The sequence below is a fragment of the Nocardioides korecus genome (genome assembly GCF_054778395.1).
The window spans coordinates 293,669-319,854 of sequence record NZ_BAAGZO010000001.1 but is presented as its reverse complement, the minus strand read 5'-3'; the positions used below and the strand labels follow the sequence as shown (position 1 = coordinate 319,854).

Genomic DNA, 26,186 nt, shown 5'->3' with positions numbered 1-26,186 from the left:
AGGCCCTACCTGTGGAAAACCGGGGCCTGTCTGTGGACGGTTGCGCTCAACCGGCCCGCACCCATCGGTGGATAACTCTGCGCGAGTCGGAGGAACCACCTGAGACTACGTGGTCCGCTCGGCGGCTCAGACCCGGGCACGCCGGACGTTGACCCGCTTGATCCGCACCACGGTGACCGGGTGCTCCAGGAGGTCCTCACCGAGCCGGTGGACCGAGGTGTCCGCGCCGCCGAGGCGCTCCACGACCTTCCGGGCCTCCCGCAGCTCGTCCTCGACCGAGGAGCCCTTCATGGCCAGGAACAGGCCACCGGGGCGCACCAGGGGGAGCGACCAGCGGGCGAGCCGGTCCATCGGGGCGACCGCCCGCGAGGTCACCACGTCGTACGCCGCGTCGGGTCCGAGCTCCTCGGCGCGACCACGGTGGACGACCACGTTCTCCAGCCGGAGCTGCTCGACGGCCTCCTCCAGGAAGGTGGTGCGCCGCAGCAGGGGCTCGACCAGCGTGATCTCGAGATCGGGTCGACGGATCGCCATCACCAGCCCGGGCAGCCCGGCCCCGCTGCCGATGTCGGCGACGGTCGACCCCTGCGGCACCAGGTCCGTGACCACGGCGCAGTTGAGGAGGTGGCGCTCCCACAGCCGAGGGACCTCGCGCGGACCGATCAGGCCCCGGAGGGTCGCCTGGGTGGCCAGCAGGTCGGCGTACGCCTCGGCGCGGGGGAGGGTGGAGCCGAACACCCCCCGGGCCGAGTCCGGCGCGGGGGGTGTTTCACGTGGAACGTCGGTCATGACACCCGGGTCACGACGGGAGGACCACGACGTAGCGACGCGGCTCGGCACCCTCGGACTCCGAGGACAGCCCCGCGGCAGCGACGGCGTCGTGCACGACCTTGCGCTCGAACGGCGACATCGGCTCGAGCGAGACCTGCTCGCCGGACTCCCGCACCTGGGCGATCACGTCGGCGGCCTGCTGCTCCAGCGCCGTACGCCGCTCCGAGCGGTGGCCGCTCACGTCCAGCATCAGGCGCGAGCGCTCGCCGGTCTCCCGGAACACCGCCAGACGGGTGAGCTCCTGCAGGGCCTCGAGCACCTCGCCCTGGCGCCCGATCAGCGCGGGGAGGCGGGCGCCGACGATGGAGACGGTGGCGCGGTCGCCCTCGACGTCCATGTCCAGGTCACCGTCGAGGTCGGTGATCTCGAGGAGCTCCTCGAGGTAGTCGGCCGCGATCTCGCCCTCCTGCTCCAGGCGCGCCCGGCGCGAGGGCCGGTCGCTGCCCGAGGCGGGAGCGTCCCGGGTCTGGGACTCGGTCGACCCGGCCGCGGTGTCGACGTCGTCGTGCTCGGTGGTCTGGTCGGTGCTGTGGTCGCTCATCTACTTCTCTTCCTGGTCGTCCTGGGGCGCACCGTCCGCAGGCTTGCCGGGCTGCCTGGGCTGTTGCTGCTGCTGCCCGGGACCCTTCTTGCGCTGCGATCGCGGCTGCTTGCGTGGCTGCTGGCGCTGAGCGGGGCGCGGCGGCTCGGGTGTGATCACCGTGCCGGCGTCGGTGGCCAGGGTCCCGGGGGCGGGGTCCGGCTCACCGTGGCGCTTGCGCTTCTCGGCGTCGCGCTTCTCCTTGGCGCGGAACGCCTCGGTGTTGGGCGCGGGGTTGTTGCGGATGACGTAGAACTGCTGGCCCATGGTCCACAGGTTCGAGGTGGTCCAGTACAGGAGCACCCCGATCGGGAACGCGATGCCGCCCACGGCGAAGACGAGCGGGAGCACGTAGAGGAGCAGCTTCTGCTGCTGGGCGTAGGGACCGCTGAGTGCGTCGGCGGGCATGTTCTTGCTCATCAGCTGACGCTGGGTGAGGAAGGTCGTCAGCGTCATCGCGACGACCAGGATCGCGGCGAGGACCTGCACGGCGACGTGGCCGCCGGAGTTGGTGAAGCTCGAGGAGATCGGACCGCCGAACAGCTCGGCGTCACGCAGCACCTTGGCCTCGGTGTCCGAGAGCAGCCCGCGGCCGGAGCCGTTCTTGGCCGCCTGGTCGATCAGCCGGAACAGCGCGATGAAGATCGGCATCTGGATGATCAGCGGGAGGCAGGAGGCCAGCGGGTTGGTCTTGGTCTCCCGGTAGAGGTTCATCGTCTCCTGGGCGAGACGCTCCCGGTCGTGGCCGTACTTCTTCTGCAGCTCCTTCACCTTCGGCTGGAGCAGCTGCATGTTGCGGCTGGACTTGATCTGCTTGACGAACAGCGGGATCAGCAGGGCCCGGATGACCAGGGTCAGGCCGATGATCGACAGGGCCCAGGACGCACCCGAGGTGGCGCCGAAGACGGCGCCGAAGACCTGGTGCCAGCCCAGCATGACCGCGCTGACCAGGAAGTACAGCGGCGACAGGATGAAGCCGCCGATATCGCTGAGGGTGGACACTTCAGACTCCTCGAGTCATCTCGACGTGCGGGGGGACGGGGTCGTAGCCGCCCAGCGCCCAGGGGTGGCAGCGCAGGATCCGGCGGAGGGCCAACCAGCTGCCCCGGGCCGCACCGTGGGAGGTGACCGCCTCCAGGGCGTACGCCGAGCAGGTCGGGTGGTAGCGGCACACCTGGCCGTAGAGGGGGCTGATCGCGAAGCGGTAGGCCTTGAGCAGCCCGACGAGCGCGAGCTGGACGCCCCGCCCGAGCAGGCGCAGGAGCGCCAGGAGTGCCCGCGGCACCAGCAGCGCGACCTCGGCGGCCCTCACGGGGCGCCCACCGGCTCGTGAGCCTCCGTGGCCTCGAGGACGCCGGCGACCCCGACCTTGGTCAGGCAGCGGTCGAGGTCGGCCCCCAGGTCGGCGTACGCCGAGGCGGCCGACGGCGGCAGGGCGCGCACCACCAGGCGGCTCCCGCCGGGCAGGTGCCCCAGGCGGGCGAGCGCGAGGTGACGCAGTCGGCGCTTCACCCGGTTGCGCACCACGGCGTTGCCCACGGCCTTGGACACCACGAAACCGACCCGGCTCGGCTGGGCCGGCCGGGTGGTGTCGTCCTGCGGCGCCTGGTCGGCGCGCAGGTGCACGACCAGCGTGCGACCACCGGCACGTCGTCCGGATCGGACGACGTCTCGGAAGTCAGCGGGCGAGGTCAGGCGGTGGCGAGGAGGGAGCACGCCGGATGCGCGTCGCCTCAGGCGGCGAGGCGGTCGCGACCCTTGCGTCGGCGCGAGGCCAGGATCGAGCGGCCGGCGCGCGTGCGCATCCGGAGGCGGAAGCCGTGGGTCTTGTGACGGCGACGGTTGTTGGGCTGGAAGGTGCGCTTGCTCATGTGAATCACTCCACTCAGGGGGCAGACAAAAGACAGGATCGAAACCGGGTCGGCACGTGCGAGGCACGCCAGCTGGACGAGGAGTCAACTGGCACCGCTCGCCCACGCGACCCTTCCGGAGGGACGAGACTGTCGTGGACATGCGGCACCGGTCGACACCGGTTCGACCTCCCAACGGTACGGGCAGGCCTGCGGCAGGGTCAAACCAGCGGGTCGGTGCTCCCCGTCACCCCTCGATCCTCCCCGGGCGGCCCACATCGGGCCCCGGGCGGCCGGGGCCGACGCCGCGCCGACGCTCCGTCCACAGGCCCCGTCGAACCTGTGGAGGAGCGGTTGATCCACAGGGCGAACGGTTGTTACCGTCCTTCATTCCGGCCATCCTCTCCGAGCCTGGCTCCCCTCGCTGTCCACCGGTCGGCTCCACTCCGTCGTGGATCGTCGTTCTCGCAGGTCAGAGAGTCGCGCAGGGGGTTGTCGAGGTCCTGGGGGAGGCCGGACGCACGACGGGTGCGGCACCCGCTTCCCATCGGGCGGTGCCACCTTGCACAACCTGTGGACAAAGGTGTGGATCACGGCGTGCGCGCCCGGGTCCACTCGGTGGCACGACGAGCAGCACGTAGGCCCGGCCCAGAGATGGGCCGGGGAGGAATGGGAGTGCGACAGCGCGTGGAACCGATGCACGGATCAGACCGACCCGACCACTCAGACCGCCCGGAGCCGGGTCGGGAGCAGGCCCCCGTCGACCTGGTGGCCCTCTGGCCCGGTGTCGTCGACGGGCTCCCACCGAACCAGCGGGTGTGGCTGTCCTCGAGCAAGCCGCTGATGCTCGCCGAGAACACCGCCGTGGTCGCGGTGCCCAACGAGTTCACCCGCACCCAGCTCGAGGGGCGGCTGCGGATCCGCATCGAGGACGCGCTCAGCGACCGCATCGGTCGACCGGTCCGCCTCGCGGTCAGCGTCGACCCGGCCCTGGAGACCGACGAGACCCCCACGACGGCCCAGGCCCCCCAGAACGCGCAGGCCCCCGCGGCCCCCACCGGCTCGGCGCACCCCGACGCCGCGTCCCGCTGGCCCGACTCCGGCGGCATGCAGCCCAGCGGCGCCCCCCACCGCCCGTACGACGACCAGCGCCCGTCGATTGGTCGACACACCGACATGTCGACAAAGTTTCCCAGCGCTTCGCTGACCTCCGGGATCCCCGACAGCCCGCTCAACCCGCGCTACTCGTTCGAGACCTTCGTGATCGGGTCCTCCAACCGGTTCGCCCACGCCGCCGCCGTCGCCGTGGCCGAGGCGCCGGGCAAGGCGTACAACCCGCTCCTGGTCTACGGCGACTCCGGGCTGGGCAAGACCCACCTGCTGCACGCCATCGGCCACTACGTGCGCAACCTGTGGACCGGGGCGAAGATCCGCTACGTCTCCTCCGAGGCGTTCACCAACGACGTCATCAACGCGATCAAGGACGCCAACACCGCCGCGCTCCAGCGCCGCTACCGCGACGTCGACGTCCTGCTGGTCGACGACATCCAGTTCCTCGAGGGCAAGCAGCAGACCCAGGAGGAGTTCTTCCACACCTTCAACACGCTGCACAACGCCAACAAGCAGATCGTGATCAGCTCCGACCGGCCGCCCAAGCGGCTGACCCAGCTCGAGGACCGCCTGCGCAACCGCTTCGAGTGGGGCCTGCTCACCGACGTGCAGCCGCCCGACCTGGAGACCCGGATCGCGATCCTGCGCAAGAAGGCCGCCGCCGACCGCCTCTCGGCCCCGGCCGACGTGCTGGAGTTCATCGCCTCGCGGATCCAGACCAACATTCGCGAGCTCGAGGGCGCCCTGATCCGCGTGACGGCCTTCGCGAGCATCAACCAGCAGGAGGTCGACATGACGTTGGCCGAGATCGTCCTCAAGGACCTGATCCCCGAGGGCGGCGAGCCCGAGGTCACCGCGGGCCTGATCATCGCCCAGACCGCGACCTACTTCGGGTTCTCCATCGAGGACCTGTGCGGCCCCAGCCGGACCCGAGCGCTGGTGACCGCTCGCCAGATCTCGATGTACCTGTGCCGCGAGCTCACCGAGCTCTCGCTGCCCAAGATCGGCCAGCAGTTCGGCGGTCGCGACCACACGACGGTCATGAACGCCGACCGGCGCATCCGCAAGGACCTCGCCGAGCGCCGCAACGTCTTCCACCAGGTGACCGAGCTGACCACCCGGATCAAGCAGCAGGCCAAGCAGGCCTGAGCACCGGCTCGTGAACTACACGCGTGCAAGATGTGGTTCACGGGCCGGTTTTCGGTGGAGGGCCCTGCGAGCAGCTGTGGACAACCGGCCCTCGCGCCGCACAGGGCGCCCCGCGAACCACAGGAACGTGTGGTTCGCGTCGCCGCCGTCCACAGGCGGCGACTCACAACTTCGCCGGTGTGACCTGCGACGACACCGGTTCTCCACAGTGTCCACCGGCCCTACTACGACGACTGACCTCTCAAGTCATCCCTCGCCGAGCAATCACCGGGGACCGGCCGAGGTGTGGACGACCGAGACCGTGGCAGGATGCACTCCCCGAGCAGTGACCCCGCTCCGATGGAGAGGAACCATCCGTGAAGTTCCGCGTCGAACGTGACGTCCTCGCCGACGCCGTCGCCTGGACCGCGCGTGCGCTCCCGGTCCGGCCCAGCGCCCCCGTGCTCGCCGGCCTCCTGATCGAGGCGGGTCCCCTGGACGACGGGTCCGACGACGGGCAGGCGGTCGACGGGCTGCGCCTGTCGACCTTCGACTACGAGACCTCCGCCCGGGCCACCCTCAACGCCGACGTGTCCGAGGACGGGCGCGCGCTGGTCTCCGGTCGCCTGCTCGCCGACATCTGCCGCAGCCTGCCCAACAAGCCGGTCGAGATGAGCATCGAGGGCTCCAAGGTGACCCTGACCTGCGGTTCCGCGCGATTCAGCCTCCAGACCATGCCGGTCGAGGACTACCCGACGCTGCCGCAGATGCCCGAGACCAAGGGCACCGTCCCCAGCTCGGTCTTCGCCCACGCCGTCGCCCAGGCGGTCACCGCGGCCGGCCGCGACGACATGCTCCCGGTGCTCACCGGCGTGCGCGTCGAGCTCGACGGCGACTCGATCGCGATGCTGGCCACCGACCGGTTCCGCCTCTCCCAGCGCGAGCTGACCTGGACCCCGAACGCCTCCGACATCGACGCCGCCGCCCTGGTGCCGGCCAAGGTGCTCGCCGACACCGCCAAGGCGCTGACCGGCGGCTCCGACATCCGGATCGCCCTCTCGGGCAGCGGCGCAGGCGGTCAGGGCGAGGGCATCATCGGCTTCGAGGGCACCGCCGGCGGGGGTGTGCGGCGTACGACGACGCGGCTCCTGGACGGCGACTTCCCCAAGGTGCGCTCGCTGTTCCCCAGCGAGCACCTGACCGTGGCCCGGGTCGACCGCGCCGCGCTGGTCGACTCCGTCAAGCGCGTGTCGCTGGTCGCCGAGCGCAACACCGCCGTGCAGCTGGCCTTCTCCGACGGCGTGCTCACCCTCGACGCCGGCTCGGGCGAGGAGGCGATGGCGAGCGAGTCGCTCGAGGCCAACGTCACCGGCGACGACCTCACCACCGGCTTCAACCCGGCGTACCTCCTCGACGGGCTCACCGCCCTCGAGGCACCCGTGGTCGAGCTCGCCTTCACCCAGGCCAGCAAGCCCGTGGTGCTGAGCGGGGTGGACGCGCTCGACGGTGAGGCGGACACTGACTTCCGCTACCTGCTGATGCCGCGACGTCTGCTGTCCTGACCGCTCGCCGCACCTGACCGCACGCTCTCTGGAGGACCACGCATGGACATCGGACTCATCGGCCTGGGCAAGATGGGTGGCAACATGCGCACCCGCCTGCGCAACGCCGGCCACACGGTCGTCGGCTTCGACCGCAACCCCGACGTGTCCGACGTCGACAGCCTCGAGGCGCTGGTGGAGAAGCTCCCCAGCCCCAAGGTCGTGTGGGTGATGGTGCCCGCGGGCGACGCGACCCGCGAGACCGTGGCGAAGCTCGGCGAGCTGCTCTCCGAGGGCGACCTGGTCGTCGACGGCGGCAACTCGCGCTGGACCGACGACCAGGCCAACAGCGCCGCGCTCGCCGAGAAGGGCATCGGCTTCGTCGACTGCGGCGTCTCCGGGGGCGTCTGGGGCCTGGAGAACGGCTACGCGCTGATGTTCGGCGGGCCCGACGAGGAGGTCGCCAAGGTGATGCCGGCCTTCGAGGCGCTCAAGCCCGAGGGTGACTCCGGGATGGTGCACGCGGGCCAGAAGGCGGGCGCCGGGCACTTCGCCAAGATGGTCCACAACGGCATCGAGTACGCCATGATGCAGGCCTACGCCGAGGGCTGGGAGCTGCTCGAGAAGGTCGACGTCGTCGACAACGTCACCGAGGTCTTCGACTCCTGGCGCGAGGGCACCGTCATCCGCTCGTGGCTGCTCGACCTGCTGGTCGTGGCGCTCAAGGACGACACCCACCTCGACGCGATCAAGGGCTACGCCGAGGACTCCGGCGAGGGCCGGTGGACCGTCGAGGCCGGCATCGACAACGCCGTCCCCATGCACGTCATCGCGGCGTCGCTCTTCGCGCGCTTCACCTCGCGCCAGGACGACAGCCCGGCGATGAAGGCGGTCGCGGCGATGCGCAACCAGTTCGGTGGCCACGCCACCCAGGCCGGCAGCCCGGCCCACAAGAGCGACCTGCCCTCCAGCCCCGACAAGTAGCCCCTGCTTGTACGTCGCCCACCTGACCCTCCACGACTTCCGCTCCTACGCGAGCCTCGAGGTCGAGCTCGAGCCCGGGGTGACCTCGTTCGTGGGGCGCAACGGGCAGGGCAAGACCAACGTCGTGGAGGCGATCGACTACCTCTCCCGCCTGGCCTCCCACCGCGTCTCCGGCGACCTCCCGCTGGTGCGCAAGGGGGCCGAGCGGGCGGTCGTGCGGGCGGCGGTCGTGCGCGACGAGCGCCGGGCGGTGCTCGAGGTCGAGATCAACCCGGGCCGCTCCAACCGGGCCCGGGTCAACCGCGGGCAGCTGCCGCGGGCGCGCGACCTGCTCGGGCTGGTCCGCACGGTGGTCTTCGCCCCCGACGACCTCGCGCTGGTCAAGGGCGACCCGGGTGAGCGGCGCCGGTTCCTCGACGACCTTCTCGTGCTCCACGCCGGGGCGCGGTACGCCGGCACCCGGGCCGACTACGACCGGGTCCTCAAGCAGCGCAACTCCCTGCTCAAGACCGGCCGCGCGCGCGGCTCGTCGGCCGGGGTGCTGGAGACCCTCAGCGTGTGGGACGAGCGGCTCGCGCGGCTGGGCGCCGAGATCATGGTGGCCCGGGCGGGCGTGGTGGCCGAGCTGGACCCGCTCCTGGGCAAGGCCTACGAGGCGGTCGCCCGGGGCGCCACCCGCGACGACGCCCACGTGGTCTACCGCCCCAGCTTCGAGCCGGCGGAGCCTGGGCCGACCGGCGACGGCTGGGACGTCGATTCGGTGGAGGCGGCCTTCCTCGTCGAGATCGGGCACCGCCGCCAGGACGAGCTCGACCGCGGGGTCTCCCTGGTCGGGCCGCACCGCGACGAGCTGCTCTGCACGCTGGGCGAGTTCCCGGTCAAGGGCTACGCCAGCCACGGCGAGGGGTGGTCGTTCGCGCTGGCGATGCGGCTGTCGTCGTACGAGCTGCTGCGCTCGACGGGCGACGACCCGATCCTGGTGCTCGACGACGTGTTCGCCGAGCTCGACACCGGGCGGCGCGAGCAGTTGGCCGGGCTGGTCGCCGGTGCGGAGCAGGTGCTGGTCACCGCCGCCGTGGCCGACGACGTGCCCGAGGGGCTGCGCGGACGCCGGTTCGAGGTCGCCGGCGGGGAGGTGACCCTCGTTGGCTGACGGCGAGCAGGAGGACCACGACGGTCAGGGCGCCACCGGTGCGGAGGGCGCCGCGGCCGAGGAGGACCACGAGCCGACCGGCCTCGACCTGGCCCGCTCGATCGCTCGCGGACTGGCCGGGAGGACCGGCCCGGCGTCGACGTCGCGGGCCGGACGCGCGCTTCGGCGTCGTGTTCCCCGTGAAACATCGAGCAGCGGGGCGCACCCCGACGACCGCGATCCCCAGCTGATCGACCTCAGCGTCGGCCGGATCGTGCAGGACCAGGGGTGGGAGACCGACCTCAAGGTCCACGGCGTCTTCGCGCGCTGGGAGGGGCTGGTGGGCCGGGAGGTCGGCAGCCACGTGCGGCCGGAGTCCTTCGCCGAGGGCCGCCTGGTCGTGCGCACCGACTCCACCGCGTGGGCCACGCAGATGAAGCTGCTCGCCCCCGACGTCGTACGCCGCCTCAACGACGTGCTCGGCCACGGCACGGTCCAGGTGATCGAGGTCCTGGGGCCCCGCTCGCCGAGCTGGACGCGGGGTCGACTCCGGGTCAAGGGTCGGGGCCCGCGCGACACCTACGGCTGAGTCCCGTCCGCCCGAGGGGTGTCGGCGTCGGGACCCGATCAGCGGCCGGGTCGCCCAGCCCGGCGTGGACGCCTGAGCGGCCCGGGGCCGGTACCGGGACCAGGACGGCACCCCGGCGGGCGCGGACCGGGCCGGTTCTGTGGCTCTGAGGGCCATGTTCGGGCCCCGGGCGCCCCACAATCGAGACGGCGGACGCGTGCTTGTGCGCTCGTGGCGGGTAGACTGGCCGTGGTCGCCGACGCACCTCCACGTGGCGGCCACCTCCATGTCCGAGCAGATAGGCGGTCCTCGTGGTCGACGAGCCCACCAGCACCAGCGCACAGGTCCAGGACGCGGCGCTCGCCGCCCACCCCGAGGCTCCCGAGGTGGTCCCCGCCAGCATCGTGGAGGGGCACTCCGTCGAGGACGGCCACTACGACGCCAGCGCCATCCAGGTCCTCGAGGGGCTCGAGGCGGTGCGCAAGCGCCCGGGCATGTACATCGGGTCCACCGGCGTCCGCGGTCTCCACCACCTGATCTGGGAGATCGTCGACAACGCGGTCGACGAGGCGCTGGCCGGCCACTGCGACCGGATCGTCCTCACCCTCCTCGCCGACGGCGGCGTGCGGGTGGAGGACAACGGTCGCGGCATCCCCACCGACACCGCGCCCGGCCAGGAGCTCCCCGCCCTGACGTTGGCGCTGACGGTCCTCCACGCGGGCGGCAAGTTCGGTGGCGGCGGCTACAAGGTCTCCGGCGGTCTGCACGGCGTCGGCGTCTCCGTGGTCAACGCGCTCTCGAGCCGCGTCATCGCCGAGGTCCGCAACCGCGGCCACCTGTGGCGCCAGTCCTTCGCCATCGGCGTGCCGGAGGGTCCGCTGGAGGAGGTCCGCGCGATGGAGGCCGGTGAGTCCACCGGCACCACCATCACCTACTACCCCTCGCCCGACATCTTCGAGACCACCGAGCACAACCTGGAGACGATCACCGCCCGGGTGCGGGAGTACGCCTTCCTCAACAAGGGCCTCGAGATCGTGGTCCGCGACGAGCGGCCCGCCGCCGCCGAGGTCGCCGAGACCGTGGCCGACGAGCCGCTGGCCGCGGAGTCCGAGGACGCCGACAGCGAGCGCGACGACGCCCCGGTCCAGGGCGAGGGCGGTGCGCTGGAGCAGGTGTTCAAGTACGACCGCGGCCTGGTCGACTTCGTGGAGTACCTCAACCGCCGCAAGACCCCGGCCAACCCGAGCGTCATCTCCTTCGAGGCCGAGACCCCGGAGAGCCACGAGAACCACATGAGCCTCGAGCTGGCGATGCAGTGGAACACGACGTACAACGAGTCGGTCCACACCTTCGCCAACACCATCAACACCCACGAGGGCGGCACCCACGAGGAGGGCTTCCGGGCCTCCCTCACCACCCTGGTCAACTCCTGGGGCGAGGAGTGGAACCTGATGAAGAAGCCCGAGGACCGGGTCAAGGGTGACGACATCCGCGAGGGCCTCACCGCGATCATCTCGATCAAGCTCGGCGAGCCGCAGTTCGAGGGCCAGACCAAGACCAAGCTCGGCAACACCGAGGCCAAGGGCTTCGTGCAGCGGCTGGTCAACGAGCAGCTCGGCGACTGGTTCGAGAAGAACCCGGCCGAGGGCAAGGACATCGTGCGCAAGGCCCAGGCCGCGGCGCAGGCCCGCGTCGCCGCCCGCAAGGCCCGCGACCTGGCCCGCAACCGCAAGGGTCTCCTGGGCGGCGGCGGCCTCCCCGGCAAGCTGTCGGACTGCCAGTCGACCAACCCCGCCGAGTGCGAGGTCTTCATCGTCGAGGGCGACTCCGCCGGCGGCTCGGCCCGGCAGGGTCGTGACCCGCGGGTCCAGGCGATCCTCCCGATCCGCGGCAAGATCCTCAACGTCGAGAAGGCCCGCCTCGACAAGGTGCTCGGCAACCAGGAGGTGCAGGCGATCATCTCCGCGCTCGGCACCGGGGTGCACGAGGAGTTCGACATCGACAAGCTGCGCTACCACAAGGTGGTGCTGATGGCCGACGCCGACGTCGACGGCCACCACATCAACACCCTGCTGCTGACGCTGCTGTTCCGGTTCATGAAGCCGCTGATCGAGGGGGGCTACGTCTACATGGCCCAGCCCCCGCTCTACCGGCTGCGCTGGAACAAGCCGGCCGAGCACGAGTTCGTCTACTCCGACCCCGAGCGCGACGCGGTGATGGCCGACGGCCTGGCCCAGGGCAAGAAGCTGCCCAAGGAGAACCCGGTCCAGCGCTACAAGGGTCTGGGCGAGATGAACGCCGAGGAGCTGTGGGACACCACCATGGACCCCGACGGTCGCCTGATGCTCCAGGTGACGCTGGACGACGCCGCCCACGCCGACGAGGTGTTCTCGGTGCTGATGGGCGAGGACGTCGAGCAGCGCCGCTCCTTCATCCAGCGCAACGCCAAGGACGTGAGGTTCTTGGACATCTAGTCCGAGGACCACGACCGACGCGACGACCTTCGAAGAGAGATAGTCAGTGACTGAGACCCAGAGCAACCTCGGCGGCGACGGCGGGCCCGGCGGGCGGATCGAGCCCATCGAGCTGCAGACCTCCATGCAGCGCGCCTACATCGACTACGCGATGGCCGTCATCGTCGGCCGGGCGCTGCCCGACGTGCGCGACGGGCTCAAGCCGGTGCACCGGCGGGTCCTCTACGCCATGTACGACGGGGGCTACCGGCCCGACCGCGGCTTCTCCAAGTGCTCGCGCGTCGTGGGTGACGTCATGGGTCAGTACCACCCCCACGGCGACACGGCGATCTACGACACCCTGGTGCGCCTGGCGCAGCCCTGGGTGATGCGGGCGCCGCTGATCCACGGGCAGGGCAACTTCGGCTCGCCGGGCAACGACTCCGCCGCGGCCATGCGCTACACCGAGTGCCGGATGGCCCCGCTCGCGCTGGAGATGGTGCGCGACATCGAGCAGGACACGGTCGACTTCCAGCCGAACTACGACGGTCGCTCCCAGGAGCCGGTCGTCCTGCCGTCGCGCTATCCCAACCTGCTGGTCAACGGCTCGGCCGGCATCGCGGTCGGCATGGCCACGAGCATCCCGCCGCACAACCTGCGCGAGGTGGCCGACGGCGCGCTGTGGGCGCTCGCGCACCCCGACGCGTCGCGCGAGGAGCTCCAGGACGCCCTGGTCGAGCGGATCAAGGGTCCCGACTTCCCCAACGGCGCCATGATCGTGGGTCGCGAGGGCATCGAGACGGCGTACCGCACCGGTCGTGGGTCGATCACCCAGCGCGCGGTGATCGAGGTCGACGAGGACAGCCGCGGGCGCACCTGCCTGGTGATCTCCGAGCTGCCCTACATGGTCAACCCCGACAACCTGGCGCTGAAGATCGCCGAGCTCGCCGACGGCGGCAAGGTGCAGGGCATCGCCGACGTGCGCGACGACTCCTCGGGCCGCACCGGCCAGCGCCTGGTCGTGGTGCTCAAGCGCGACGCCGTCGCGCGGGTGGTGCTGAACAACCTGCTCAAGCACACCGAGCTGCAGACCAACTTCAGCGCCAACATGCTGGCCCTGGTCGACGGCGTGCCGCGCACCCTGACCGTCGACCAGTTCATCAGCAACTGGGTCGCCCACCAGATCGAGGTCATCCAGCGGCGCACGCGCTTCCGCCTGCGCGAGGCCGAGGAGCGCGCCCACATCCTGCGCGGCCTGGTCAAGGCGCTCGACGCCCTCGACGACGTGATCACGCTGATCCGCAACTCCCCGGACGTCGACGAGGCCCGCGACGGCCTGATCGAGCTGCTGGAGATCGACGAGATCCAGGCGATGGCGATCCTCAACCTGCAGCTGCGCCGCCTGGCCGCCCTGCAGCGCCAGAAGATCATCGACGACCTGGCCGAGATCGAGCGCCTGATCGCCGACCTCGAGGACATCCTGGCCCGCGAGGAGCGTCAGCGTCAGATCGTCGCCGACGAGCTCACCACGCTGGTGGAGAAGTACGGCGACGAGCGCCGCACCCAGATCATCGCCGCCGACGGGGACCTCTCGATGGAGGACCTGATCCCCGACGAGGAGCTGGTCGTCACGATCACCCGGGGCGGCTACGCCAAGCGCACCCGCGCCGACCAGTACCGGACCCAGCGTCGCGGCGGCAAGGGCGTGCGTGGCGCGACCCTGCGCACCGACGACGTGGTCGAGCACTTCATGGCCACCTCCAACCACCACTGGCTGCTGTTCTTCACCACCGCCGGTCGGGTCTACCGCACCAAGGCCTACAACCTGCCCGAGGCGTCCCGCGACGCCAAGGGCGGTCACGTGGCGGGGCTGCTCTCCTTCCAGCCCGACGAGCAGATCGCGCAGGTGCTGGCGATCCGCGACTACGAGCAGGCGCCGTACCTCGTGCTGGCGACCCGCGCGGGCCTGGTGAAGAAGACCCGCCTGGCCGACTACAACTCCCCGCGCCAGGCCGGCGTCATCGCGATCAACTTCCGCGAGGACGACGACCAGCTGATCGGTGCCGAGCTGGTCGACGGCGACGACGACATCCTGCTGGTCTCCCGCAAGGGCCAGGCGATCCGCTTCACCGCCGACGACAGCCAGCTGCGCCCGATGGGTCGGGCCACGTCGGGCGTCTCGGGGATGAAGTTCCGCGACGGTGACTCGCTGCTGTCGATGTCGGTGATCCGGGCCGAGCAGGTCCAGGCCGAGGAGGCCGGTGAGGCCAGCAAGCCGCAGTACGTCTTCACCATCACCGACGGCGGGTTCGCCAAGCGCACCCCGATCGGCGACTACCGCACGCAGTCGCGCGGTGGCCTGGGCATCAAGGCGATGTCGCTGGCCAACGAGGACCGCGGCGGCCTGGTCGGCGCGTTCATCGTGGTCGAGGGCGACGAGATCCTCTCGGTCACCTCCGGCGGACAGGTGGTCCGCAGCCCCATCGACGACCAGTTCCGCGCCACCGGCCGCTCCACCATGGGGGTCAAGTTCGTGACGCCCAAGCGGGGCGACAGCGTGGCCGTGGTGGCCCGCAGCGTCGAGGCCGACGCCGAGGTGGAGGAGGCCGTCGAGGAGGCGGTCGCCGACGCCGAGCAGGGTGGCGCCGAGCCGGGTGACGGTGCGACCTCCGACGGCGAGCCGGGCGGTGGGAGCGAGGCCAGCGACGCCGCCGGTGACATGATCGATCGCGTCGGAGACGCCGAGGACCCCACGGTCCCGGCCGACACCGACACCGTTGACCCCCAGGAGTCCTGATGTCCGAGAGCCGCAGGGACGAGCCCATCGCCCCCCGCCGCACCCTGAAGGGGCCCGTGCTGCCCCCGCCCGCCGCCAGCCAGGCCGAGGAGGCCCGCAAGGCGGAGGAGAAGGAGCAGGCGCGTCAGGAGCGGGCGGCGGCCAAGACGGCCGCCCGCGAGCGACGGTCGGCGGACTCCGCACGCCGGGCCGAGGCCAAGCAGACCCGTCGTGACGAGCAGGCGGCGACGGCGGCAGCCGCCGGGGACGAGCGCCCCGGGGCGCGCCCCCGCAGGACGACGTCGGAGCGGTCCTCCTCGCGCACCCCTCGGTCGGCCCCGAACGTCCCGGCCGCGGCGGCCGGCACCGCGGCCGCAGCGGCAGGCGGCGCCTCGGGTGGTCCTGCCTCGGGTGCAGCACCCGTGCGCGACGAGCGACCGGTGCCGCCTCGGCGCTCCGAGAAGGACCGGGACGGCTCTCGCGGCTCCCGACCGGCGCGGGGCGGTTCCGGCGGGTCGAAGCCGGCCGCCCGGCGTACGCGTCGTGCGCAGCTGCGGCTGGTGCAGGTCGACGCCTGGTCGGTCATGAAGACCTCGTTCCTCCTCTCGATCGCGCTGGGCATCGTGCTGGTCGTCGCCGTGGCGGTGATCTGGTCGGTGCTGGGCGCCGCCGGGGTGTTCACCAACATCAACTCCGTGGTCCAGCAGGCGGTGGGCGGTGAGAGCGGGTCGAAGTTCGACATCACCCAGTACGTCGGCACCTCCCGGATCATGGGCCTGACGATGATCGTGGCTGTCTTCGACGTCATCCTGATCACCGCGATCGCCACCCTCGGCGCCTTCCTCTACAACCTCTCGGCCGCCCTCCTCGGCGGCATCGAGGTCACCCTCGCCGAGGACAACTAGCGCGATCGACGGGTCACGCGACCTTTCGGGGCGGCCCCGTTTTGTGGCCGCCCCGCCCGATCGGGTAGCCTTCCCTCTCGGTTCACCTGATGGTGACCATCCCGGGCCTATAGCTCAGACGGTTAGAGCGCTTCCCTGATAAGGAAGAGGTCAGAGGTTCAAGTCCTCTTAGGCCCACCCACAGTCATGTCCCGGCACCCCAGGTCCCCGACCTGGGGTTTCGTGCTTCCCGGGGCGGTCCCGGTGCGCGTGCGACGGCCGCCCCGCGTCACCTGGTGTTCACGCACCGAGGTCTCCGGTTCACCCGTCCTGCCTACGGTCGGCGCCGCCCTCACCCCCGCCACCGAAGGAGACGGACCGATGACGCGTCCCCGTCTGCGCACCACCGCTGCGCTCGCCGCGCTCGCCCTGCTGATGGGCGGCGCCGCCACGGCTGCGGCCGACACCGCCCGCGCCCACCGTCACGACGGCGCCCTCGCCCGCGACGTCGCGGCCCTGGACCGGACGACCGCGTGGACCCAGGTCGACAAGATCAAGCTCGACTTCCCGACGTACCACACCGAGGGGCTGGCGATCACTCCCGACCACCTGTTCCTCTCGGCGGTGCAGATCATCGAGCCGACCCAGAAGTACCCGAGCCCGGTGGGCGGCTACGACCGCACGCCCGGCAAGGGCATCGGGCACCTGTTCGTGATGGACCGGGCCGGTCACCTCCAGCGGGACATCACCCTCGGGTCGGGCGACGTCTACCACCCGGGCGGGATCTCCTACGACGGCCACGACGTCTGGGTGCCGGTCGCGCAGTACCGGCCCGACTCCAGCGCCATCGTCTACCGCGTCGACGCGCGATCGCTCGCCGTGCACCGGCAGTTCGGCGTCGAGGACCACGTGGGCGGGATCGTCCGCGACGCCTCGACCGGCCACCTGGTCGGCAACACCTGGGGCTCGCGGCGGTTCTACGAGTGGACGACGCGGGGGAAGCTGCTGAAGACCTGGCAGAACAACAGCTTCTTCACCGACTACCAGGACTGCCAGTACGCCGCGACCGCCAAGATGATCTGCGGTGGCGTGACCAACCTGCCGCAGACGCCGACGGCCGGCGGGGACACGGCGACGTACGAGCTGGGCGGGATCACGTTGATCGACCTGCGCAGCCACGACGTGCTGCGGGAGGTGCCGCTGCAGAAGTGGTCCTCGGCCGGGCACGTGATCACGCGGAACCCGGTGAAGCTGGCCGCCGACGGCACGCGGCTGACCCTGTGGGCCGCGCCGGACAACGGGGACGAGGCCCAGGGGACCGAGCTCTTCACCTACCAGGCGACCGTCACCCGCTGACGGCGGGCGCCGGACCGGCGCACCGTCGACCCGCTCGCCAGGGTGGGTGGGTGCGCCGGTCGCAGGAGCACTAGAGTGAGCACTCGGATTCGCGACGTGCTGGAGGCCTGGATGAACAAGATCGTGCTGCTCGTGGTCGCTGCGGCGGGCGCCGCCTTCGCGAAGAAGAAGATGGACTCGGGCAAGCAGGAGCAGGCGCTCTGGCAGCAGGCGACGGACCCGGTCCGCCGCGCCTGAGTCGCTCCACCCAGGGGCCTTGGCGCAATTGGTAGCGCACCTGCTTTGCAAGCAGGGGGTTGCGAGTTCGAGTCTCGTAGGCTCCACCAGCAAAACCCCAGGTCAACCTGGGGTTTTGTCCTTTTACGGAGTCTTCGAGTTGACTTTCAGATCGGCCTCTAGGGGGGGCTGGTGGGGGAAGCAGCGGCTAGCTTCTCTGCGAAGGAGCTGCGAAGCTCGCGCCCGTGGACGGTTATCGGCGGCACGTGAAGGCCGTGATCCCGCCCGAGTACTCCCAGGAGGTCGATGAGGTCGACGCATTGGCAGAACGTCTTCGCACGCACATAGACGACACGAGCAACGAGATTGCCGCCCTCCACGTCCACGGAGCCAAGAGCCTGGCTCTACAGGCCCACTTCGCCAAGCTCCTGCGTCTCGAATTGGGGTTCGGCGAGGAAGTGGTGCTCACCCCCCAGGACGGCTTTGTGACTCAGGCCCGGCCCGATTTCTTCTTCAGGCTCATGCCAGGGCGCGGGGTGATTGCTGAAGTCGAGCGCGGCGGAACGATCACGAACAATCACGATCTCAAGGATCTGTGGAAGGCACACCTGTCGCCCGACACACATCATCTTTTCCTGATCGTCCCGTGGAGCAACTGGAAGGCCGACGGGTCGGCCCGGGAGCGTCCCTTCCAAGTAGTGGCGAGGCGGCTCGGCGCATTCTTCGGTGATCCACGCCGGGAGGTCGACGTTCTGAGCGCGCACATCTTCGCGTACTAGCGGCCATTGCCGTCGATGGGCGGTGTGGCAACGGCGCCCAGGCGCCGTGACGGCGGGGCTGCGCCCCTGTTCCCGTCGGAAACGGGCGGGGGCCTGCAAACCGACGCAATCCGGGGTAAGGACCACTCGAATGGATCTTAGCGAAGGGAACGAGGCTTGCTTTACCAGCTGACGAAGCAGTGCGGCGGGTGTGATGCATGGATCTGCACCGCTCATCCGCCGCACATCGGCGTTCTCGCCTGCCGCGCGTGTGGGGTCGACTCCCATCACGCCTACCGACACGTCGGGATCGACGAGGACTGATGGTCTTCGACGACGTCGAGGAACACGTCCGCCGTCGAATGGCGAACACTCGCGGCCGAGACACGCGGCCCGAGATGGCGGTGCGTCGAGAACTACATCGACTGGGCTACCGGTACCGAGTCAACTACGCGCCAGTCCCCGGCGTGCGTCGCACTGCGGACATCGTCTTCACGAAGAAGAAGCTCGCCGTCTGTATCGACGGTTGCTTCTGGCACGGCTGTCCAGAGCACTACCGTCCATCAACAGGGCAACGCGCGGGATTCTGGAGCGCGAAGATCGAGGCCAACGTCCATAGGGACAGGGAGACGACGGCGCTCTGGCTTGGCCAGGGTTGGAGCGTGGTCCGGTTCTGGGAGCACGAAGAGCCGTCCGATGTGGTTGGCGAGATCCGCGCGCTACTCGGGCACTTGTAGGCCGCTGCCTTCGTTCCAGGCAATGTCCACCTGAGGCTTGCGCCGGACGGCGTAGGTGACCTGCTTGCAGTCAGCGTCGACGATGTCAGCGAGGGACTGAACAAGGCTCCACTCGTCCGGAGGGAGTGAGGCGGCGCTGGGCTTCGTGACGACCACCGTGATCGGCTCCAGCGGATCTCTCGCGCGGAGTAGGCACGAGTTCCAAATCAGTCCTTGGAGGCTGCTGAAGGGACCCCAGATGACGAACATGGACTGGCCGCTCGGGTCCGTCGCGAAGCACCTCATGGGCTTCTCCTGGAGTGTGTCCATGCGCGGTACCCATTCATCACCAAGAGCAAGTCGAACAACGGACTCGGGGCCGGGATAGGCGCGGGAGGTGTACTGCGTCAAAGTGCCGATGCCTTCCAGGGCTCGCCGGTACTCCTTGGCCGGAACATCCTTGATCCAGACGCGCACTTTGTCGGCAGGCAGATACGGCGCCAGACGACCGCCGACCAACGGGTCTTTCACGAACCGGTCGTACATCTCGCTCGCGGCATTCGAGGAGATCTCTTCCCATCGCGCGGCGTCGAACTGCCGCGCGAGTTCGGCGAGCACCTCGGCCCGCACGTCGTCGGGTATCGCGGCCATCAGATGCCCTCGATCGGCGGGAACTCCAGGCGGACGCTTTCGTCGGCTCCGCCGAGGTCGCCGATGTCGGCCATCCACCGCTCCAAAAGGCTCTGGACGCGCAGGTCCTCAAAGATGAACTGGTTCCTGTCTACCGAGACCTGTTCGATCTCACCATCCACCACCTGTCCACGCAGATCAGAGACCTCGGCCAGGCGGCGGATGTCGGTGACGAAGTCCAGAACCTCGACGTGAGTCTTGCCCTTGCGCAGGCGGAGTCCCCGCCCGAGTTGTTGAACGAAGATGCGACGACTGTGGGTTACCCGCGCGAAGCACAGGATGTTGACGTCCGGCACGTCGACGCCCTCGTTGAGGATGTCAACGGAGACCAGGATCGGCACCTCGCCGGACCTGAACTTGAGCAGTCGCTCGCGCCTGTCGCGGGCCCTCAGGTTCGCGTGGATGGTTTGCGTGTCAGCCCAGCCTGGCCTTCGGGCAAGGAGTTCACGGACCCGTTCGGCATGCTCGATCGTCTGGCAGAAGACGATCGCGCGGGGGTTGGAGGTTTGATCCCAGACCTTCTCGAGATGTGCCTTCACGGACTCGTCCCGCTCCGGAATGAACAGGCGCTTGTTGAGGTCCTTGATGGTGTACCCGTGTTCGGAGGCGGAGTGGACGAAGTCCCAGTCGATGTTGTCCGCGAAGACCCGGTACTTGACGTCGGCCAGATACCCTAGGCGCATTCCCTCGGAGATCGACACGCGAACGACCGGCTCACCGAACGTCTGCTCGATGTCGTACCTGTCTCCCCGCCACGGCGTGGCTGTGACGCCCAGGCGCTTCGCATCGGGGAGGAGATCCAACATCGAGGCGTAGTTCCCGGTCTCGCCGACATGGTGAGCCTCGTCGACGATGATGAGCGACGGCTTGTAGCCAGACTTGATGTAATCCAGGGCCGTGGGCGCGACCCCGAACGTGACTCCCGGAAGCGCGTTAGGTTTCGACGAGCCGTTGATGATGCGCGTGGTGACGTGCTTGGGGATGTCACGCCACATGGCGCGCTCCAACTGCTCCACCAGGTCGGTCATGTGGGCCGTGACGAGTACCTGGGCACCAGGGTTGGCGAGCAGGAATCGCCGGAGCAATCTCCCCGCCACCACCGTCTTTCCAAGGCCGGTGGCGAGGTAGATCAGCGCAGAGCCCTCGTCCTCCAGCCCCGTCCATGCCGACTCAACGGCGCGGTCCTGGTACTGATGGAGCCGGAACTGGTGGGGCTGCTCGTCCGCGTGCTTCAGCAGCGTCGTAAGGCTCCCGCCGTCCCAGAGCGTGATGTGGATGCCCACCTCGCGCAGTGCCGCGGCTCGGGCCCGCGCCTTCTGCGTGAACACGCCGTTCGTGACCACGACAGCCCGGTGGATGCGGTAGTGCTGCATGGCGTTGTGCGCCTCGTCGACTGCGTCCAGGTCCACTCGCCCAGAGAGTTTCCACTTAGCCTGGAAGATCCAGTCCACGCCTTTGAGCCTTGCGATGGCGTCGGCGCCATGATCGCCGGGCCCGTCCACATTTACGACGTCGGTGAAGCCGACGAGGGCGAGGAGTCGTTCCACCTGACGGAGGAAGCCCTTGGGGCCCTCCTCCACCAGGAACCGGGGATCCATGAACGAGGTCACGACGCGACGATCTCCGAGTCGAGGAGGTCGGCCGTCAGCAGGAACCGGGACAGTTCCTGGGGGTTGTGAGCGTGCACGGCCGTCATGCGTCGCAGGTCGGAGACGAGGCCTACTACGCGGGCCACCTGGTCCGACTGGGTCTCATCCGCGAGTGGTGCGTAGGTGGAGCGGAAGACCGCGCCGTCGAAGACCAGATGAGGGATCCCGGTGACGAGGTCGGCGACGCCTTCGGCGCTGAGGTAGCGAGCGAACTCGCCGCTCGTGATGGCCCCCGCCCAGTCCACGTCGGAGGCGATGCTGATGGCCACGCTCTCGGCCTCTCGCTTCGCCTGCCCCGACAGGGCCTCCCAGAAGGTCTCGGGGTCCTTGGGGACGATCTCCGCGAGACGTTCGCGGAGGGAGTCGAGGAGGGAGTCGGCTCGGGCTCGCACGGCGGCGGGGTCAACCCGTCGATCGGGGAACTGGTCCAGGATTGAGGTGACCATCTCGTGCACTGGGCCGTCGAACGAGTAGACCCTAGCGAGTTGTTCAGCGGCACACATCAGCGCGACGTTCATAACGGTCCAGCCGTACTTGGCGGTCAGGTCGGCGTTGGAGTCGACGTAGACCTCGATCTCACCAGCGACGACTCGTACCTCATACGGGCGCTTCGCGCCGTCCCGGTTCAGGTCCACACCCGTTGTCACGTAGACCCGGAGGACAGGCTGGGAAGTGCCTATCCGGACGACCTTGTCGGTGTCGGGAAGGAGCGTCGACGCGCTCTGATAGCGCGCGAATCGTTCGTCTTCGGTCTCCTGCTTGACCGGCTCAGTCGTCTCGCTCTCTTCGTCGGAATCCTCATCGTCCGAGGTCGGCTTGTTCAGGTGTGACAGCCCTTCCTCGTCGAGCCACTCATCGTCGTCGCCGGTCTGGGTGGTCGGGTCGACGGCAGGGCCCGCCTTGATGACGTCGTGCTCCTTTGCCGCCTCGTACCACTTCTCGTCGGTCTCGAACTCGGGGTCGCCCTTGCGGAACTTAGTGGCCCACGACTTGGCGGTGTCGTGGATCGAAGTGCTGCCGTTGCCCGGGATGAGATATCGCAGGCCCGGCTTGTTCTCTCGGAAGGCGTTGAAGAACCGGCTCATCGGCGAGGTGTTCTCGCGGCCCATGAGGCGCACGGAGTATTGCGGCCGGAGGGGCTCCTCGCCACGGATGCGGTCAACCATGAACCGCCATTCACTGGACGACTTGTCGAAGTTCGTCTTGCGCACGTTCACCGGGGCGTGGTCCAGGTGGATCTCGCCCACGATGCGCCCCATGCCGAGTTCGATGGGGTACTCCAGGTCGATCTCGCCGTCCGGGCTCACCCAGTCGAAGAGGGACTTGTCCTGGTACGTGATGGCTCTTCCGTGCCGGAAGAACGTGACGCCGAAGTCGGACTTGTCGGCGTACCGTTGGATGCCCAGCCAGCCCCAGATCCGACGTTCGCGTTCCTCGATCTCGGTGCTCTCGCATTCGACACAGGATTCGTGCTTTACCGGTGACCATCGACCGCAGTTCATGCACGCGAAGGCATTCGTCAGCGGGATGTCGACCTTGGCACCGGCGGGCACGTCACCGCCCTTGTAGGTCACCGAACGCGACGGGTCCCAGATGCAGGGCAGGTGAGGTCGCACCGGCGTGCTGTTCACGTACAGGCTCTGACTGGCACCGCCCATGAGGGAGGCTCCTGAGTGCGCGCCGCTCGGGTCGCGAAGCATGTAGGTGTAGATGCGACCGAGGTGGCCGCGGGTCTCCTGCACGGCGCTGTTCCGAGACAGACGCGCGACGATGTCGTCCCGCAACTTGGTCACCGAGATCAGCGTTCCGTGTTCCTCCGTCGACTTGTCCTCGTACCGGAGGGGAACCTCGTAGGAGGAGGATCGCTGCATCGCCAGAAGGTCGATCGTCGCGATGACCCACTGGTCGTCACCCACCCGGCCAGTACGGACGTCGGTGAGCGTGCCGAGTCGTGCGGTGGCGATGTTGAAGCCCATGCCGAAGAGGCCCAAGCTGCCGAACCGCTGCTTGCCGGAGGTGCCTGCGCTCAGAGCCTCCTGCAACTGCTCTGCGGACATGCCACGCCCGTTGTCTCCGACGGAAACGATGGAGTCCTGGGTGGGTGCCTTCTTGGGGAGAGTGACGTCGATGCGCGGCTCCAGCGCGGGGACCGACCGGACCGCCTCGACCAACTCGTCGAGGGCGTTGTCGATCAGCTCGCTGAGGCACTGGTGCAGTTGCAGGTCGACCTCAGCGATCATCTCCAGAATGCGCGGCGAGGGCGTGATGTTGAGGGTCGTCGGATGGGTCGACTGAGTCACTTGGCGGTCTCCATCGAGCGCTGGATGGCGGTGCGGTCAGATTCGGAGTCGAGCGCGGACTTGACGGACTCGGCGACAGCCTTTCCGAGGAGCACAGGTACGGCGTTGCCGAGTTGGCGCATGGCCTCACCCCAGGCCCCGTGCAGTTCGTAGTTGTCCGGGAACGTCTGGAGTCGGGCGCTCTCGCGGATGGAGAAGTACCGGATCTGCCCGTTGTGCTGGCGCAGCATGTTCTCGCCACCGGGGACACCGTGTCCTCCGGCCTTTAGCGTCTTCGCGGGGAGGTCGATGTGGCTGCCGGTGTGTCCCGAGTAACTCCGGGCGCCTGCCTGGAAGGCGTGGTTAAGCCAGCCCGGCGTGCCTCCCGGAAGCGGGCGAGGCATGTCCGCGAGGGCGTCTCGGACGGTGCGCCAGGGGGCGCACTCCTCCGCCTGAGGACGGTCCATCATGGCGGCGAGCGAATTGGCGCCCGGGCGCAGCGAGGTAGCGGGACGGATGTTGTGGCGCTCCCAGTAGTCCCCGGTCACCCACTGATCGCGCATGAGGGCTTCGCGGCTGTGCGTCTGATCCGGGAAGTGCCACTCGGCGTTCACCTCGGCGTTGAAGCCGACCATGAAGACGCGGTGACGCTGCTGCGGCACCCCGTAGTCGGCTGCGTTGACCAGCGTCGGTGTCACCGTGTACTCGATCCCGACATCGACTGTGCTGGTACGGATGTCGTCGAGGCGCTGAAGGTGGTCATGCCACGCCTCGCCGTCTCTTGCAACGTATTCCGGCAGAGCGAGTCGGGCCTGGATGTAGCGGTAGTACTCATGGAACGTGGGGCGGGTAAGGCCTCGCACGTTCTCCAGGATGAAGGCGCGGGGAGTCAGGCTCCTGATGGCGTGCGTGGCGGCGGGGAACATGTCTCGCCGGTCGTCGTGTGCCATGTGCTTGCCGCCCATAGAGAACGGCTGGCAGGGGGGACCACCTGCGAGAAGGTCGATGGGCTCGGAGATGGTGCTCCAATCGAAGGCGCGGATGTCGCCCTCAAAAACACGCCAGTTCTTGACCAACGAGTGACCGCGTTCCCGGTTCTCGCGGACGGTGTCGCAGGCCCAGCGGTCCCATTCCAGCACTGCTGCTGACTCGAATCCAGCCTGCTCACAACCCAGCGCGAGCCCCCCGGCTCCGGCGAACAGTTCCACCGACCTGCGCCGCCCCACGGTCCGAGTCGCGCCTGCATGGTCGAGCATCCCGGCCCCCTTACTCGTGCGCGTGATGATGTTGGACGAAGTCTGATTGTGCCTTGCCTAGTACGGCAGGGTGGGGGAAGCCGGGCGAGTCCCGCAGTTTCGGTCAGACCGGCGATCGTGCCAGGTGGGTGTCTCCGACACGTCATTCGCCGTGCGCTAACAGAATGACTTCCCCGTCCGCTGCAGACCGCCAGCGACTAGCGCTCGTTGAGGGCCTCGAGGGCCGTTTGCGCGCCGCCTTCGTCGTTCGAACTGCAGCTGGACGGTCGCGGCTGGCTTCCCATCGCAATTGCCGAGCCACGACGCTCCTCCCGGTCGACCACGGGTACCGCCGACGCCGCCAGACGATAGGCCAGCACGGGAGGGCTCGCAGGGCTCAAGATCGCGCTTCCTGCTTATGTCAGCCTCGAAGGGGCTGCCACCATGACTTGCTGTCCACCCGCGCACGACCCGGGGTGGTTTGCCGACGGCCGTCCCCGGTGCGGACGTCCCGGCATCGATATCCGCGTCGGACTCGAGGCCGACACACGGCATATCCCCTCGCGGTGGCTGTGACCGCCCGGAGGGAGGCCGCCACGCACCGGCCTACTTCGCGCGAGTACGTAGCAGCCGCCTGACCTCCGATACCCTTCGACCGTGAGCCAAGACAATGACGTGGAGACGATCGAGATCTTTAGCGTCACCGACTTCATTAGCGACTCGCTGGCGCGCTTCTCCGACGAGCAGCCTATTTGGTTCCGCGGTCAAGCTAGATCGCCGTGGAAGTTGGAACCATCGCTGATCCGCAAGAAGGGCCTCGATGAGGAGCGATCGCTACGCAACGAGTTTGAGCGCGATGCTTACCCCCAACTCAACCGGGTGCAGATGACTGGTGGTGAGATCGGGGAGTGGGACTGGCTGTTCCTGCAGCAGCATTATCACGTACCGACCAGGCTTATGGACTGGTCCGAATCGCCATTAGTCGGAATGTACTTCGCGCTGGACGACACAGAAGTACTCGACCCCGAGGACGACGCTGCCGTGTGGGCGCTAAAGCCACAAGAACTCAACGCGCTCAGTCACATCAAGAAAGTCAACGCTTGGAGCGTTCCAATGTGTGGGCGATCCACCGACCTCGACCTGTACACCCTGAACAACATCGAGAACCCAAGCGATCGGGAACTTTTACCTCTTGCGGCGGCCGCGACGAGACGATTTGATCGCATCAGCGCCCAAGCCGGAGTATTTACCGTCTCCCACCCTGGCCGCCCCGAGGCACTAGATGACCTTGCCGCGTTGGCCCAGGGGGCGTTGTTCAAGTACGTCATCAAGAAGGACGCAAAGGAAGAGATGCGTCGTCATATGAATCGGCTTGGCGTCACAGCCGCATCGATCTTTCCAGACCTCGAGCATCTTGGGCGACGAGTCGGAAGCCGCCTATCATGACGCG

General features: G+C 68.9%; 23 protein-coding genes and 2 tRNA genes. 15 read left to right on the top strand and 10 right to left on the bottom strand.

The features are described 5' to 3' along the window. Positions 1-126 precede the first annotated feature (126 nt). The 6 genes from rsmG to rpmH all read right to left on the bottom strand — a co-directional run bounded on the left by rsmG (position 127) and on the right by rpmH (position 3,282). Positions 127-738 (bottom strand): 16S rRNA (guanine(527)-N(7))-methyltransferase RsmG, encoded by a 612-nt coding sequence (gene rsmG, locus ACYVDA_RS01490; RefSeq protein WP_460814184.1) that lies wholly within the window; start codon positions 736-738, stop codon positions 127-129. Between the two features lie 61 nt (positions 739-799). Then, positions 800-1,372, bottom strand: a complete 573-nt coding sequence (locus ACYVDA_RS01485) for a Jag family protein (protein WP_460814182.1) — start codon at positions 1,370-1,372, stop codon at positions 800-802. Then, positions 1,373-2,413 carry a membrane protein insertase YidC gene (gene yidC, locus ACYVDA_RS01480; RefSeq protein ID WP_460814180.1) on the bottom strand — a complete coding sequence of 347 codons (1,041 nt, stop codon included), beginning with the start codon at positions 2,411-2,413 and terminating at the stop codon, positions 1,373-1,375. A gap of 1 nt (position 2,414) precedes the next feature. Beyond that, entirely contained in the window at positions 2,415-2,723 is a 309-nt protein-coding gene (gene yidD / locus ACYVDA_RS01475; protein ID WP_460814178.1) for a membrane protein insertion efficiency factor YidD, read from the bottom strand. Further along, positions 2,720-3,127: a ribonuclease P protein component gene (rnpA, locus tag ACYVDA_RS01470; protein WP_460814176.1), complete on the bottom strand. Its 408-nt coding sequence runs from the start codon at positions 3,125-3,127 to the stop codon at positions 2,720-2,722. Before rnpA ends, yidD begins: the two co-directional genes overlap by 4 nt. A 17-nt stretch (positions 3,128-3,144) precedes the next feature. Further along, positions 3,145-3,282 (bottom strand): 50S ribosomal protein L34, encoded by a 138-nt coding sequence (gene rpmH / locus ACYVDA_RS01465; protein WP_460814174.1) that lies wholly within the window; start codon positions 3,280-3,282, stop codon positions 3,145-3,147. 675 nt (positions 3,283-3,957) lie between these two features. Between rpmH and dnaA the strand changes: the two genes are divergently transcribed. The 14 genes from dnaA (at position 3,958) to ACYVDA_RS01395 (ending at position 18,904) form a co-directional block, all read left to right on the top strand. Next, complete coding sequence (gene dnaA / locus ACYVDA_RS01460; protein WP_460814171.1) at positions 3,958-5,520, top strand: chromosomal replication initiator protein DnaA; 1,563 nt, start codon at positions 3,958-3,960, stop codon at positions 5,518-5,520. A gap of 356 nt (positions 5,521-5,876) precedes the next feature. Beyond that, the gene (dnaN, locus tag ACYVDA_RS01455; protein ID WP_460814169.1) at positions 5,877-7,061 is read left to right on the top strand and encodes a DNA polymerase III subunit beta; all 1,185 of its coding nucleotides are present in this window, start codon (positions 5,877-5,879) and stop codon (positions 7,059-7,061) included. Positions 7,062-7,103: 42 nt separating this feature from the next. Further along, positions 7,104-8,024: a phosphogluconate dehydrogenase (NAD(+)-dependent, decarboxylating) gene (gene gnd, locus ACYVDA_RS01450; RefSeq protein ID WP_460814166.1), complete on the top strand. Its 921-nt coding sequence runs from the start codon at positions 7,104-7,106 to the stop codon at positions 8,022-8,024. Positions 8,025-8,031: 7 nt separating this feature from the next. After that, entirely contained in the window at positions 8,032-9,177 is a 1,146-nt protein-coding gene (gene recF / locus ACYVDA_RS01445) for a DNA replication/repair protein RecF (RefSeq protein ID WP_460814164.1), read from the top strand. Beyond that, positions 9,170-9,745, top strand: coding sequence for a DciA family protein (locus tag ACYVDA_RS01440; protein WP_460814162.1), 576 nt, complete (start codon positions 9,170-9,172; stop codon positions 9,743-9,745). Before recF ends, ACYVDA_RS01440 begins: the two co-directional genes overlap by 8 nt. 365 nt (positions 9,746-10,110) lie before the next feature. Further along, complete coding sequence (gene gyrB / locus ACYVDA_RS01435) at positions 10,111-12,198, top strand: DNA topoisomerase (ATP-hydrolyzing) subunit B (RefSeq protein WP_460815058.1); 2,088 nt, start codon at positions 10,111-10,113, stop codon at positions 12,196-12,198. Positions 12,199-12,322: 124 nt separating this feature from the next. Beyond that, on the top strand, positions 12,323-14,974 hold the full coding sequence (gene gyrA / locus ACYVDA_RS01430; protein ID WP_460815055.1) for a DNA gyrase subunit A: 2,652 nt from the start codon (positions 12,323-12,325) through the stop codon (positions 14,972-14,974). Next, on the top strand, positions 14,974-15,858 hold the full coding sequence (locus ACYVDA_RS01425; RefSeq protein ID WP_460814160.1) for a DUF3566 domain-containing protein: 885 nt from the start codon (positions 14,974-14,976) through the stop codon (positions 15,856-15,858). The genes gyrA and ACYVDA_RS01425 overlap by 1 nt, the downstream gene beginning before the upstream one ends. Before the next feature lie 103 nt (positions 15,859-15,961). Further along, positions 15,962-16,035, top strand: a tRNA-Ile gene (locus tag ACYVDA_RS01420). 183 nt (positions 16,036-16,218) lie between these two features. Continuing rightward, positions 16,219-17,193: a DUF6454 family protein gene (locus ACYVDA_RS01415; protein WP_460814158.1), complete on the top strand. Its 975-nt coding sequence runs from the start codon at positions 16,219-16,221 to the stop codon at positions 17,191-17,193. Between the two features lie 75 nt (positions 17,194-17,268). After that, entirely contained in the window at positions 17,269-17,430 is a 162-nt protein-coding gene (locus tag ACYVDA_RS01410) for a DLW-39 family protein (RefSeq protein WP_460814156.1), read from the top strand. A gap of 13 nt (positions 17,431-17,443) precedes the next feature. Then, a tRNA-Ala gene (locus ACYVDA_RS01405) sits at positions 17,444-17,519 on the top strand. Between the two features lie 156 nt (positions 17,520-17,675). Next, the gene (locus ACYVDA_RS01400) at positions 17,676-18,188 is read left to right on the top strand and encodes a hypothetical protein (RefSeq protein WP_460814153.1); all 513 of its coding nucleotides are present in this window, start codon (positions 17,676-17,678) and stop codon (positions 18,186-18,188) included. A gap of 302 nt (positions 18,189-18,490) precedes the next feature. Then, the gene (locus tag ACYVDA_RS01395; RefSeq protein ID WP_460814151.1) at positions 18,491-18,904 is read left to right on the top strand and encodes a very short patch repair endonuclease; all 414 of its coding nucleotides are present in this window, start codon (positions 18,491-18,493) and stop codon (positions 18,902-18,904) included. On the opposite strand, the gene ACYVDA_RS01390 is transcribed toward ACYVDA_RS01395, so the two are convergent. From ACYVDA_RS01390 to ACYVDA_RS01375, 4 genes are read right to left on the bottom strand one after another with little or no spacing between them, the layout of a single operon-like run. After that, positions 18,887-19,534, bottom strand: coding sequence for a hypothetical protein (locus ACYVDA_RS01390; protein ID WP_460814149.1), 648 nt, complete (start codon positions 19,532-19,534; stop codon positions 18,887-18,889). The genes ACYVDA_RS01395 and ACYVDA_RS01390 overlap by 18 nt on opposite strands. Then, positions 19,534-21,183 carry a DEAD/DEAH box helicase family protein gene (locus tag ACYVDA_RS01385; protein WP_460814147.1) on the bottom strand — a complete coding sequence of 550 codons (1,650 nt, stop codon included), beginning with the start codon at positions 21,181-21,183 and terminating at the stop codon, positions 19,534-19,536. Before ACYVDA_RS01385 ends, ACYVDA_RS01390 begins: the two co-directional genes overlap by 1 nt. After that, positions 21,180-23,522 carry an ATP-binding protein gene (locus tag ACYVDA_RS01380; RefSeq protein WP_460814145.1) on the bottom strand — a complete coding sequence of 781 codons (2,343 nt, stop codon included), beginning with the start codon at positions 23,520-23,522 and terminating at the stop codon, positions 21,180-21,182. Before ACYVDA_RS01380 ends, ACYVDA_RS01385 begins: the two co-directional genes overlap by 4 nt. After that, positions 23,519-24,757: a DNA cytosine methyltransferase gene (locus ACYVDA_RS01375; RefSeq protein WP_460814143.1), complete on the bottom strand. Its 1,239-nt coding sequence runs from the start codon at positions 24,755-24,757 to the stop codon at positions 23,519-23,521. Before ACYVDA_RS01375 ends, ACYVDA_RS01380 begins: the two co-directional genes overlap by 4 nt. A 636-nt stretch (positions 24,758-25,393) precedes the next feature. On the opposite strand from ACYVDA_RS01375, the gene ACYVDA_RS01370 reads away from it, so the two are divergent. Next, on the top strand, positions 25,394-26,182 hold the full coding sequence (locus ACYVDA_RS01370) for an FRG domain-containing protein (protein WP_460814141.1): 789 nt from the start codon (positions 25,394-25,396) through the stop codon (positions 26,180-26,182). Positions 26,183-26,186: the final 4 nt, after the last annotated feature.